Source organism: Pseudomonas sp. PB105 (genome assembly GCF_009764655.1).
In the GTDB taxonomy this organism is placed as follows: domain Bacteria; phylum Pseudomonadota; class Gammaproteobacteria; order Pseudomonadales; family Pseudomonadaceae; genus Aquipseudomonas; species Aquipseudomonas cyclaminis.
This window is the reverse complement of sequence record NZ_RWIO01000093.1, coordinates 457,835-470,462: the sequence shown is the minus strand read 5'-3', so window position 1 is coordinate 470,462 and position 12,628 is coordinate 457,835. Positions and strand designations below refer to the sequence as shown.

Below are 12,628 nucleotides of genomic sequence, written 5' to 3'. Positions count from 1 at the left end.
TGTCGGGATGCAAGTGGATCTAGAAGCTGACGGCGCTTCGGTTGAAGGCCTGCCGCGTTTTCAGCAGGGGCTGTTCCATGCCCGTCGGTTGCGCCAGGCCGGTATCGGCCTGACGGTCCTGGCCGTAGGCGGTTGGGTGCTGGCGTTGTTTGTCGCGCTGTTTGCGCCGGTGTCGATCTGGCCGGTGGTGCTGATCAACTGCGCCTCGGCGTTGCTGGTGCTGGTGGCCTGCCTGCAGTCGGCGTGGTGGGTAGCCGATTGGCGCGCCCAGGCGCTTGAAGCGCCGACGGTTGAATTGAAGCAGGAAGAAACAAGTCGCTATGCACGCCTGGCCGGGCGCTTGGTCGGACAGATCGGCACGCCCGTGCTTTGGCTCGCGGGTTGGTCGCTGCTGGCGCTGGTCAGCATCGTCGAGTTCTGGAGCGTGGCGTTGCCGGCTGCAGCTGTCGGTCAATCCGCCAGCATCGGCGCCGCGCTGGCTTTGGCCCTGGCGTTTGGCTTGCTGGTGTTCGAACGACGCCTGGCCCAGGAAACCGCCGCGCAATGGCCGGAAGCTTCGCAGCTGGCGCAGGTGAGCCGGGTGGCGATCAGTTGCCTGGTGGTCAGCGCGATTTGCCTGCTGTTTGCTGGCGCCGAGTCTGTCTGGCCGTTGCGCCTGGCGGTATTGATGGGGCTGCTGCCGGCGCTGGTGGCGGTGGAGTTTCTGTTCAGAGGCGCGCTGTCACTGTTCAGCCCGCGCCAACCGCACCTCGAACCGCGGCTGATGGCGCAAAGTTTTATCGCCGGGTTGCTGCGCTGGCCGCCACAACCTTTGCTGGCGTTGCAGCACGAATTGCACAACCGCTTCGGCATCGACCTGCGGCAAATCTGGGCCTTTACCTATATGCGCCGCGCATTTTGGCCGGTGCTGCTGGTGGTGCTGGCGGTCGGCTGGGCGCTGACCGGCGTGCATGAAGTGCCCCTGCAAGGCCGTGGGATTTATGAGCGCTTCGGCAAACCGGTGCAGGTCTTCGGCCCTGGCCTGCATGCCGGATTGCCGTGGCCGTTGGGTCGTGTGATCAAGGTGGAAAACGGCGTGGTGCACGAACTGGCCACCAGCGTCAGCGAAGCCGCCTCGCCCGAGTTGGCCGCAGCGGAAGGCCCGGCGCCGTTGATTGCCAATCGCTTGTGGGACGCCAGCCACGTGAACGACAAATCCCAGGTCATCGCCAGCAGCAGCGGCGACAAACAGGGCTTCCAGATCGTCAATATGGATGTGCGCTTCGTCTACCGCATCGGCCTGACCGACGAGGCCGCGCTGGCCGCCACCTATAACAGCGCGGACGTGCCGAGCCTGATCCGCAGCACCGCCAGCCGCATCCTCGTGCACGATTTTGCTTCGCGCACCCTCGACGAATTGCTCGGCGAGCAACGCACCAGCCTGGCTGAAGACGTGGGCCGCGCCGTGCAGGCGGATTTGCGCAAGCTCCACAGTGGTGTGGAAATCCTCGCCACCGTGGTCGAAGCCATCCACCCACCGGCCGGCGCCGCCAATGCCTATCACGGCGTGCAAGCCGCGCAGATCGGTGCCCAGGCCCTGATCTCCCGCGAACGTGGCGCGGCCAGCGAGCAGACCAACCAAGCCCTGCTGCAAGCCAGCACCGCCCGCGATCAAGCCACGGCCACTGCCCACGAAGTGAATGCCGGCGCCCAGGCGGCCAACCTGCGTTTCACCGCCGAACAAAAGGCCTACGCCAGCGCCGGCCAAGCCTTCGTGCTGGAACAGTACCTCGGCCAACTCAGCCAAGGTCTGGCCCACGCCAGGCTGCTGATTCTGGATCATCGCCTGGGCGCCGATGGCGCACCGACGATCGATCTGCGTTCTTTTACCTTGCCGGCCGATCCCTCGCTGCCGCGTAACGCCGTTCAATAAGGAGTCTGTCTGTTGAGCGCTCATTCTCACGATCACGGTCATCACCATCATCATGGCCACCACCACCACGGTGACGTGCACGCTGCTGGCCCTTTCCCTTGGCGGCGCATGGCCTGGGCCGCGTTGCTGGTGTTGTTTGCGGTCGCAGCGGCCAGCCTGGTGCAAGTGCGTTCCGGCGAAGCCACGGTGATCACGCGGTTCGGCAACCCGTCGCGGGTGCTGCTGGAGCCGGGTCTGGGCTGGCGCTGGCCGGCGCCGTTCGAGGCGGCGATCCCGGTGGACCTGCGCCTGCGCACGACCTCCAGCGGCTTGCAGGACGTAGGCACCCGCGACGGCCTGCGCATCATCGTGCAGGCTTATGTGGCGTGGCAGGTGCAAGGCGATGCCGACAATGTGCAGCGCTTTATGCGTGCAGTACAAAATCAGCCGGATGAGGCGGCGCGGCAGATCCGCACCTTCGTCGGCTCGGCGCTGGAAACCACGGCAGCCAGTTTTGATCTGTCCAGCCTGATCAATACGGATGCCAGCCAAGTGCGCATCGCCGATTTCGAAGCGCAATTGCGCCAGCAGATTGATCAGCAATTGCTCACCACCTACGGCGTGCGCGTGGCCCAGGTCGGCATCGAGCGCCTGACGCTGCCCTCGGTGACCCTCACCGCCACCGTCGACCGCATGCGTGCCGAGCGCGAAACCATCGCCACCGAACGCACCGCCGTGGGCAAGCGCGAAGCAGCGCAGATCCGCTCCGCCGCCGAGCGCGACGCGCGGATCGTGCAGGCTGACGCCACAGTCAAAGCCGCCGATATCGAAGCCCAATCGCGAGTCGAGGCCGCGCAGATTTACGGGCGGGCCTACGCCGGCAATCCTCAGCTGTACAACTTGCTGCGCTCGCTGGATACCTTGGGCACCGTGGTGACGCCGGGCACCAAGATCATCCTGCGCACCGACGCCGCGCCGTTTCGCGCACTGGTGGACGGGCCGAAGGACGTCCAGCCATGACCGAGCGTGACAGCCCGGACAGCCCGTGGATCCAGGCCGGGCGCCTGACCTTCATGGCGCTGTACGCGGTGACCGTGTTGGCGGCCTTGGCCTGGGCATTTTCCAATGTGCGCCAGATCGACCCGCAGAACCGCGCCGTGGTGCTGCACTTCGGCGCCCTCGACCGCATCCAGAATGCTGGCTTGCTGTTGGCCTGGCCGCAGCCCTTTGAGCAAGTGGTGTTGCTGCCGGCTGCCGACCGCGTGATCGAGCGGCGGGTGGAAAACCTGCTGCGTTCGGAGGCGGCGGTGCAGGCTGACCGCGTGGCCAGTTTCGCCACGCCGCTGAGCGATGCGCTGGCCGGTTCCGGTTACCTGCTGACCGGCGATGCCGGCGTGGTGCAGCTGGATGTGCGGGTGTTCTACAAGGTCACCGAACCGTATTCCTTTGTGTTGCAGGGCGAGCATGTGTTGCCGGCCTTGGATCGGCTGGTCACGCGCAGCGCCGTGGCCCTGACGGCGGCGCGGGATCTGGACACGATTCTGGTGGCGCGTCCGGAACTGATCGGCACCGACAATAGCGCCGCCGAACGGCGGGAGCGCTTGCGCGGTGACCTGGTGCAAGGCATCAATAAGCGGCTGTCGGAGTTGACCTCCAGCGGCCTGGGTTTGGGCATCGAAGTCACTCGCGTTGATGTGCAATCGAGCCTGCCGGGCCCGGCGGTGAATGCGTTCAATGCGGTGCTGACGGCCAGTCAGCAAGCCGATAAAGCGGTGGCCAATGCGCGCACCGAAGCGGAAAAACTCACCCAAACCGCCAATCAGCAAGCGGATCGTGTGGTGCAGGTTGCCCACGCCCAGGCCAGCGAGCGCCTGGCCAGTGCCAAGGCGCAAACCGCCACGGTCGCCAGCCTCGCCCAGGTCAAAGACCCGGGTTTGCTGCTGCGACTGTACCGCGAGCGCCTGCCGAGGATTCTCGGCCAGGCGGGTTCCGTGACCACGGTCGACCCTAAAGACGACTCCCGCTTGATCATCCAGGGAGCCGAGCAATGAGCGCACCTATGTTGACCTCCGCCGAGCAGCGCAGCGCTGCCCGGCAATTGACCCTGGCCATGCTGGCGCTGGGCTTGCTCGTACTGGGCCTGGTGTGGCGCTGGCTCGCACCGGACCAGACCGGCGTCAGTCAGCTGCTGCTGGGCGTGGCTTCGCTGCTGGTGGCCGTGCCGGTGATGCGTTCGGCGTGGTACAGCCTGCGGTTCCCCAGTTTGCATGGGATCACCGATCAACTTATCGCCTTGGCCATGCTCGGCGCCTGGGCCACTGGCGATCTGCTGACGGCGGCGTTGCTGCCGATCATTATGATCTTCGGCCATGTGCTGGAAGAGCGCAGCGTGATCGGCTCTCAGGAAGCGATCCATGCTCTGGGCAAACTGACCCGCAGCCATGCGCGGTTGGTGCAGGCTGACGGCAGCATTGTCGAGGTGGACAACGGTACGTTGAACACCGGCGATATCGTCGAAGTGCGTGCCGGTGACCGCGTGCCCGCCGACGGTGTGGTGTTGTCCGGCCAGGCGAGCCTGGACACGGCGCCGATCACCGGCGAGTCGGTGCCCTTGGAGGCGAGCGTGGGTGTGCAGGTATTTGGCGGGGCGATCAATCTCGACGGCCTGCTGCGTCTTGAAGTGACGCGCACCGGCAACGAGTCGACCTTGGGCAAGGTCATCGCGTTGATGCAGAACGCTGAGCGGTCCAAGCCACCGATCACGCGGCTGCTGGAGCGCTACGCGGGCAGCTATATGGTGCTGGTGCTGCTGCTGGCGGCGGTTACCTGGTTTGTGACCAACGATGCCCAGGCGATGCTCGCCGTGTTGGTGGCGGCGTGTCCGTGTGCGTTGGTGCTGTCGGCACCGGCCACGGCGATTGCCGGGATCGCGGTGGCGGCGCGTCATGGAATTTTGATTCGCAGCTCGGCGTTCCTGGAAGAGCTGGCGGACTTGACCTCACTGGTGGTCGACAAGACCGGCACGCTGACCTATGGCACGCTGCGATTGCAGTCCATCGAGACATCCTCGACCGATCGCCAGGCGCTGCTAAACCTTGCGGCCAGCCTTGGTTCGGCCAGTAGCCACCCGGTCAGCCGCGCGTTGGCGGGGTTGGCGACTCAGGCCCAAATGCTGGCGCTCACGGATATTCGCGAACGCCAGGGCCTGGGCGTCGTGGCACACACAGAGCAGGGCGAAGCGGCCCTTGGGCGGCCGGAGTTATTCGCGCAGTTGGGCATTGCCACCACGGGCGTGCCCAACCATGACGGCCCGATTGCCGGGCTGGCGCTGAACGGGCAATTTCTCGCCTGGCTGCTGTTGGCCGACAGCGTCAAGCCGGAAGCCCGCCAGGCCCTGCAAGAACTGCGCGAGCTGGGCCTGGGCCGCCAATTGCTGCTGACGGGCGACCGCCAAAGCGTGGCCGACAGCCTGGCCCTGGACGTGGGCATCAGCGATGTCGAAGCCCAGGCGTTGCCCGAGGACAAGCTCAACCGCGTGCTGGGGGAGATCGGCAGCGGCTTCCGGCCGATGGTGGTGGGCGATGGAATCAACGATTCCCTGGCGCTCAAGGCTGGGGTGGTTGGCGTAGCGATGGGGGCGGGCGGGGCAGACATCGCGCTGGCCTCGGCGGACGTGGTGCTGATCGGCAGCGACCTGCGCCGTCTGGGCACCTGTGTGCGCTTGAGTCGCCAATGCCGGCACACGTTGCAGGTCAATGTGATCATCGGTCTGGGCTGGACGCTGGCGATTGTGGTGTTCGCCGCGTTTGGCTGGCTGGGTGCCGCAGGCGCGATGATCGCGGCGGTGCTGCACAACCTCAGCACGTTGCTGGTGTTGGGAAACGCCGGGCGTTTGCTGCGCTTCCACGAGCCTCTGTTGAAGCTCGACGAATAATTTTCAGAAATCTTTGCACACTGCTGTAACGCCGTCGGGGGGCCTCACTCTAGTGGTGTGTCGAGACTGAGCAATCCGTTCAAACCGACACCCCTACCGATCATGAGGACTTTAACAATGAACATTAAATCCGCTGCTGCTGGTGCTGCTCTGGCGATGGCCGCCGCTACCATGTTTGCCGGTGTTGCCACCCAGGTACAAGCGGCTGACGCGCCAGTGCACTGCTACGGTGTGACCTCCTGCAAAGGCATGAACGACTGCAAGACCGCTGAAAACGCCTGCAAAGGCCAAGCGGTCTGCAAGGGCCACGGCTTCAAGTCCATGACCAAGGCAGCGTGCGACGCGGCTGGCGGCAAAGTCGGCGAATAACCGGCAACGGGTGCAACCGCAGCGCTAGCCCCCTGCGCTGCGGACACTTTCCCAGGAGTCAGTCATGTCCGCTTCCCTTCCAAGTCTGGGTTACGGCCTGGGTTTACGCAGTGAGTACTACCAGCAGATCCTTGAACAATCGCCGGCCGTGGATTGGTTCGAAGTGATCTCCGAAAATTATCTGGTGCAGGGCGGTAAAGCCTTGTACTTCCTGGACGCGATAGCCGAGCGCTATCCCTTGGTCATGCACGGCGTGTCCCTGTCCATCGGCGGGCCGCACGCCCTCGATATCGATTACCTGAAACAAATCAAACAGCTCGCCGAGCGCATCCAGCCGGCGTGGGTTTCCGATCACCTGTGCTGGAGCCGCGGCAGTGCGCACCAGTTGCATGACCTGCTGCCCCTGCCTTACACCGAAGAAAGCCTTTATCACGTCGCCAGCCGCGTTCGCCAAGTGCAGGACGTACTGCAGCGCCCGCTGGTGTTGGAAAACGTCTCCAGTTATGTGCGCGCCAAGTCGGATGAGTTCACCGAGTGGGAATTCCTCAACGCCCTGACCCATCTGTCGGGCTGCCAGTTGCTGTTGGACGTGAACAATGTGTACGTCAGTTCGCGCAACCATGGCTTCGATGCCTGGACCTTTATCCGCAACTTGCCGCCCGACAGCATTCGCCAGCTGCATCTGGCGGGGCATATGGACTATGGCGACTACGTAGTCGATACCCACGACCACCCGGTATGTGATCCGGTGTGGGCGCTGTATCAACAGACGCTGGAGCATTTGGGGCCGGTCTCGACATTGTTGGAGCGCGATGACCATTTTCCGCCATTCGAGGAGCTGCTCACCGAGTTGAGCAAAGCCCGCGAACTGGGCGCCACGGCCTTGGCCAGGAGAGCGCTATGCGCCTGACCGATTGGCAGTTGGCCTTCGAACAGCATTTATTAGCGCAAACGCCGGATGCCAACAGTGGCTTCGCCGCGACCTTACTCGGCGGGCCAACGCTGGATGTGGACACGGGCCTGGCGATCTACCACAACGCCTATATCGCACGGTTGCAGGAGGTGTTGCGGCATGACTTCAGCGCCATCCTGTATTGGCTGGGGGATGATGAGTTTGCGGCGCTGACCCACGCGTATGTACGCCGTTATCCGTCGGCCCATTACAGCCTGCGTTGGCTCGGCGAGCGCTTGCCGGCGTTTATCCACGAGCATCTGGTGGCCGAGCAAAGTGCACCGTTGGCGGAGCTGGCCCAGTTGGAGTGGGCCTTCACCCTGGCGTTCGATGCGCTGGAAGGCCAACCGCTGACCCTGAATGACATGGCGCTGCTACCGCCTGAGGATTGGCCGGGTTTGCAAGTCACCCTGATGCCGTCCGTGCAACAGCGACTGTGCCACTTCAACAGCGTCGCCATCTGGCGTGCCAGCAAGGATGGCGCGGACTTCCCCGACAGCCACAGCTTGGACCTCGCACAGATTTGCCTGGTATGGCGCCATTTGCATGTGTGCCATTACCGCAGCCTGGAACCCGCAGAGGCCTTTGCATTGTCCGGCATGGTGACGACCGGTTGGACCTTCGCAGAACTGTGCGAGCAACTGGCAGTCACTTATGCAGAGGGTGCGCCGCTGCAGGCTGTTACATGGCTGAAACAGTGGGTCCAGGACGGTTTGCTCCAGCGTCGAGCTCCATAGAAGCGGGCTATCAAATCGATAGCCTCCTACTTTTATTGGGATGGTCTACCCTCATTTCAGACGTCTGAAACAAGGGGGGACTACTCATGCTCGCGCAACTTCCACCGGCCTTACAGAATCTTCAGCTACCGCTGCGTCTGCGACTCTGGGACGGCCATGAATTCAACTTGGGCCCCGAGCCCAGTGTGACCATCGTGGTGAAGGACCCCACGGTCGTCTCGCAACTGACCCATCCCACGCTCGACTCATTGGGCGAAGCCTTCGTCGAGGGCAAACTGGAGTTGGAAGGCTCTATCAGCGAAGTGATCCGGGTGTGTGATGAGCTGAGTCATGCTCTAGTCGAGGACGACGGTGGCAGTCATCCGGTGCGCTCGATCCACGACAAGGCCACCGACGCCGCGGCCATTTCCTACCATTACGACCTGTCCAACGCGTTCTACCAGCTGTGGCTGGACCAGGACATGGCGTACTCCTGCGGTTATTTCGAAACCGGCAGCGAATCCATCGACCAGGCCCAACAAGACAAATTCCGCCACCTGTGCCGCAAGCTGCGCTTGCAGCCGGGCGAGTATTTACTCGACGTCGGGTGCGGATGGGGCGGGCTGGCGCGTTTTGCGGCGCGGGAATTCGGGGTGAAGGTGTTTGGTATCACCTTGAGCAAGGAGCAGTTGGCATTGGCTCGGGAGCGGGTGAGCGCCGAAGGCCTAGACGACCAGATCGACCTGCAACTGCTGGACTACCGCGACCTGCCCCAGGATGGCCGTTTCGACAAAGTGGTAAGCGTGGGCATGTTCGAACACGTCGGCCACGCCAACCTGGCGCAGTACTGCCAGACCCTGTTCGGCGCCGTGCGTGAAGGCGGCTTGGTGATGAACCATGGCATCACCGCCAAGCACACCGACGGCCGCCCGGTGGGCCGTGGCGCAGGTGAGTTTATCGAGCGCTACGTGTTCCCCAACGGTGAGCTGCCACACTTGGCGATGATGACCGCCGAAATCAGCGAAGTCGGGCTGGAAGTGGTCGACGTCGAAAGCCTGCGCCTGCATTACGCCCGCACCCTGGACCATTGGAGCGAGCGGCTGGAAGACAACCTGGAGGCAGCGGCGAAGATGGTGCCGGAGCAGGCGTTGCGTATCTGGCGCTTGTACTTGGCCGGTTGCGCCTATGCGTTTGCACGGGGTTGGATCAACCTGCACCAGATCCTGGCGGTCAAGCCCCATGCCGATGGCAGCCATGAACTGCCGTGGACGCGGGAGGATCTGTACCGCTGAGTGGGAGGGGGCTTGCCCCTTCCCACATTTTGTTTTGTGTTATCTGGTTAAAGGATGGGTGAGATCAAGCGCGCCACTCGCATCCCCAGTTGTTGCAGGCGCCGGGTTTCGCGGCTTTCTTCCTGGCTGACTTCATGGGCCTGCGCGAAGTCATCCAGCAGCATCTGTTCCACCTCTTTGGCAAAGGCTTCATCGACGGTCAGCAACATCACTTCAAAATTCAGCCGGAACGAGCGGTTGTCCATATTCGCACTGCCGATGGCGCTGATTTCGCTGTCCACCAAAACCACCTTCTGATGCAGAAACCCCGGCGTGTAGCGGAACACTCGCACCCCGGCGCGCACGGCTTCGATGGCGTAGAGGCTGGAGGCGGCATACACAATGCGGTGATCCGGCCGCGACGGCAGCAGCAGGCGTACGTCCACACCGCGTAGCACCGCCAGGCGCAGGGCGGCAAACACGGCTTCGTCGGGGATGAAATACGGGCTGGTGATCCACACCCGTTCGGTCGCTGCGTGAATGGCCTCGACGAAAAACAGCGAGCAGGTTTCATACGGATCGGCCGGGCCGCTGGCGAGCAATTGGCAGAGCACACCGTCTTCGGGGTAGGCGTCCGGCAGAATCAGCGGCGGCAGTTCCCGCGCCGCCCAGAACCAGTCTTCGGCAAACGACTCTTGCAGGCACGCCACCACCGGGCCCTTCACCTGCACATGGGTATCGCGCCACGGCGCCAACGGCGGTTTTTTGCCCAGGTATTCATCCCCCACGTTATGGCCGCCGACAAACCCGGTGATGCCATCCACCACCACTATTTTGCGATGGTTGCGGAAGTTGACCTGGAAGCGGTTGAGCCAGCCACTGCGGGTCGCGAAAGCCTTGACCTGCACCCCGGCGTCGCGCAGCGATTGCACGTAGCGATGGGGCAGGGCGTGGCTGCCGATGCGGTCGTAGAGCACGTAGATGCTCACGCCTTGGGCGGCTTTTTCCTTCAGCAGCGCGTGAAGTTGCCGGCCAAGTTGGTCGTCATGAATGATGAAAAATTGGAACAGCACGGCCGTCCTGGCGGTACGGATCGCGTCGAAGATCGCGCTGAAGGTGGCGTCGCCATTCACCAGCAGGCGTACTTCATTGTTGGCCAGGCACGGCATACGGCCCAGTTTGGGCATGGCGCGCAAAGAAGCGTAGGCACTGGAGTTACGCGCGGCCAGGGCTTCTTCGACCCAGGGGCGCCAGTTCAGCTCGGTGATGGCGGTGTGCATTTCCTGGTTGGCCTGGCGACGGGCCTGGATGTAGGCGTCGAAGGTGCTGCGGCCGAAGATCAGGTAGGGAATGAGCGTGAGGTAGGGCATGAACATCAGCGACAAGGCCCAGGCGATCGAGCCTTGGGCGGTCCTGACGGTCAACACCGCGTGGATCGCGGCGAGAGTCCCGAGAAAGTGCAGTGTGGCGATGACGTAGGCGAGCAGGTGCGGGCCGAAGAAATCCATGGACGTCGGTACTCCAGGCAATCCAATGCCTAACAGACCATGTTCGGCTGTGAATGTCGCTATTTTATTTGGCGTGCAACACTGGCGCCTTTGCAGCGTCTAACGCCCACAATTGCTCAGGAGTTACCCGATGAATGCTCGTCTGCTCTGCTTGTCCTTGGTTGTTGGTTTGTCGCTGCCGGTGGCAGCGCAGGCGCAGATGCTGGCGCCGGGCTTGTGGGAATTGACCACCAGCAATATGAAAGTCGATAACCAGGACCTGCCGGACTTGTCCCTGATCCTCGGTCAGCTCAAGCAACAAATGACCCCTGAACAACGTGCCATGCTCGAAAAGCAGGGCATCACCATGGCCGGCAAAGGCGTGCAGGTGTGCCTGACGCCGGCGCAGGTCGCGTCTGACTCGATCCCCCTGACCGACCCGCAATCGGGCTGCAAACAGGAGGTGACCGACAAGACCGGCAACCAGTGGAAATTCCGCTTCAGTTGCCCGAAAGCCCAGGGCACCGGTGTCGCCACTTTCCAGAGCCAGAAAGAATTCACCACCACCGTCAACGGCACCTTCAATGCCACCGGCATTCAGCAGAAGGGCAGCCTGGACACCCACGCGCAGTGGTTGGGCAACGACTGCGGCACGGTCAAACCCCGCGCCTAACGCAAGAAATGCAGCGGCAAACCCTGGCAGCTGTCGACCACCTGGCCGTTGTGCCAGGCCAGGTGGCCGGAGACCAGGGTGGTGCTGACGCTGTGGCGAAAGCTGCGTTCTGCAAAAGGCGTCCAGCCGCAGCGGGCGAGGATCGGTTCTTCGCTCACCGGCTTGCCTTCGGGCTCGGGTTTGATGAGCACCAGGTCGGCCCAATACCCTTCGCGTAGATAACCGCGGTCCGGGATAGCAAACAGGTCGGCGACCCGGTGGCTGGTCTTGGCGACCAGCGTAGTCAGCGGCAGCAGGCCGTCCGCCACCAACTCCAGTAACGCCGGCAGCGCATGTTGCACCAGCGGTAACCCTGACGGCGCTTCACGATACGCCAGCTGTTTTTGCGCCCAGGTATGCGGCGCATGGTCAGTGCCAATCACATCCAGACGATCACTCAATAACGCCTGGCGCAGCGCGTCGCGGTCGGCGCGGGTCTTGATCGCCGGGTTGCATTTGATCTGATGGCCGAGGCGGTGATAGTCGCGGTCATCGAACAGCAAGTGATGGATGCAGACTTCAGCGGTGATGCGTTTTTGTGCCAGGGGCTTGTCGTCGAACAGTGCCAGTTCCCGGGCGCTGGTGAGGTGCAGCACATGCAAGCGTGTGTCGTGGCGCTTTGCCAACTCCACCGCGAAAGACGACGAGCGATAGCAGGCCTCGGCATCGCGGATCAGCGGGTGGGCGACGGCGGGGATGTTGTCGCCGAAACGCTCGCGCAAGCGCAGTTCGTTGGCCTGGATACTTGGCGTGTGTTCGCAGTGGGCCAGCAGGATGGTCGGCACTTCGGCAAACAGGCGCTCCAGAATCCGTGGATCGTCCACCAGCATATTGCCGGTGGAAGCGCCCATGAACACTTTGACCCCGGCCACTTCACAGGGGTCGAGGGCCGCGACGGTGTCGAGGTTGTCGTTACTCACCCCGAAGTGAAAGCCGTAGTTGGCCACCGAGTGCAGGGCCGCACGACGCTTTTTATCGGCCAGGGCTTCCAGGTTAAGGGTGGCCGGGTTGGTGTTGGGCATGTCCATCACGCTGGTGATGCCGCCAGCCACCGCCGCACGGGACTCGCTGTAAAAGCTGCCTTTTTCCGGCGCGCCGGGGTCGCGAAAGTGCACCTGGTCGTCGATCATGCCCGGCAGCAGCCATTGGCCCTTGGCGTCGATGGCCAGCGGCGCATTGCAGCCGGTGATGCTGCTGGCGATCTTCTCGATACGGCCATTGGCGACCAGCACATCGGCGTCGAAAATCTGGCCTTCATTGACCAGGCGGGCGTTGCGGATCAGCAGGCGGCTCATG

The 12,628-nt window shown here is 63.2% G+C and carries 11 protein-coding genes; 9 read left to right on the top strand and 2 right to left on the bottom strand.

Annotation, left to right across the window (positions count from 1 at the left end; genetic code table 11):
- Positions 1–7: 7 nt before the first annotated feature.
- The 8 genes from hflK (EJD88_RS25350) (at position 8) to cfaB (ending at position 9,154) form a co-directional block, all read left to right on the top strand.
- Positions 8–1,912 (top strand): protease modulator HflK, encoded by a 1,905-nt coding sequence (hflK, locus tag EJD88_RS25350; RefSeq protein WP_158879272.1) that lies wholly within the window; start codon positions 8–10, stop codon positions 1,910–1,912.
- Positions 1,913–1,921: 9 nt separating this feature from the next.
- Positions 1,922–2,911, top strand: a complete 990-nt coding sequence (gene hflC / locus EJD88_RS25345) for a protease modulator HflC (protein ID WP_371926585.1) — start codon at positions 1,922–1,924, stop codon at positions 2,909–2,911.
- A complete protein-coding gene (gene hflK, locus EJD88_RS25340; RefSeq protein ID WP_158879271.1) occupies positions 2,908–3,942 on the top strand; it encodes a protease modulator HflK in 1,035 nt (344 codons plus the stop codon). Before hflC ends, hflK (EJD88_RS25340) begins: the two co-directional genes overlap by 4 nt.
- Positions 3,939–5,825: a cation-translocating P-type ATPase gene (locus EJD88_RS25335; protein WP_099586102.1), complete on the top strand. Its 1,887-nt coding sequence runs from the start codon at positions 3,939–3,941 to the stop codon at positions 5,823–5,825. The genes hflK (EJD88_RS25340) and EJD88_RS25335 overlap by 4 nt, the downstream gene beginning before the upstream one ends.
- Before the next feature lie 117 nt (positions 5,826–5,942).
- Complete coding sequence (locus EJD88_RS25330; RefSeq protein ID WP_099586101.1) at positions 5,943–6,194, top strand: hypothetical protein; 252 nt, start codon at positions 5,943–5,945, stop codon at positions 6,192–6,194.
- A 64-nt stretch (positions 6,195–6,258) separates the two neighbouring features.
- Positions 6,259–7,104 (top strand): DUF692 domain-containing protein, encoded by an 846-nt coding sequence (locus tag EJD88_RS25325; RefSeq protein ID WP_158879270.1) that lies wholly within the window; start codon positions 6,259–6,261, stop codon positions 7,102–7,104.
- Positions 7,095–7,883 carry a DNA-binding domain-containing protein gene (locus EJD88_RS25320; protein WP_158879269.1) on the top strand — a complete coding sequence of 263 codons (789 nt, stop codon included), beginning with the start codon at positions 7,095–7,097 and terminating at the stop codon, positions 7,881–7,883. Before EJD88_RS25325 ends, EJD88_RS25320 begins: the two co-directional genes overlap by 10 nt.
- Before the next feature lie 86 nt (positions 7,884–7,969).
- Complete coding sequence (gene cfaB, locus EJD88_RS25315; RefSeq protein WP_099586098.1) at positions 7,970–9,154, top strand: C17 cyclopropane fatty acid synthase CfaB; 1,185 nt, start codon at positions 7,970–7,972, stop codon at positions 9,152–9,154.
- A 47-nt stretch (positions 9,155–9,201) separates the two neighbouring features.
- On the opposite strand, the gene cls is transcribed toward cfaB, so the two are convergent.
- Positions 9,202–10,641 carry a cardiolipin synthase gene (cls, locus tag EJD88_RS25310; protein ID WP_112192809.1) on the bottom strand — a complete coding sequence of 480 codons (1,440 nt, stop codon included), beginning with the start codon at positions 10,639–10,641 and terminating at the stop codon, positions 9,202–9,204.
- Positions 10,642–10,771: 130 nt separating this feature from the next.
- Here cls and EJD88_RS25305 point away from each other — a divergent pair, with 130 nt between their 5' ends.
- Complete coding sequence (locus EJD88_RS25305; RefSeq protein WP_112192808.1) at positions 10,772–11,293, top strand: DUF3617 domain-containing protein; 522 nt, start codon at positions 10,772–10,774, stop codon at positions 11,291–11,293.
- On the opposite strand, the gene EJD88_RS25300 is transcribed toward EJD88_RS25305, so the two are convergent.
- Positions 11,290–12,627 carry a dihydroorotase gene (locus EJD88_RS25300; protein ID WP_158879268.1) on the bottom strand — a complete coding sequence of 446 codons (1,338 nt, stop codon included), beginning with the start codon at positions 12,625–12,627 and terminating at the stop codon, positions 11,290–11,292. The genes EJD88_RS25305 and EJD88_RS25300 overlap by 4 nt on opposite strands.
- Between the last annotated feature and the right edge of the window lies 1 nt (position 12,628).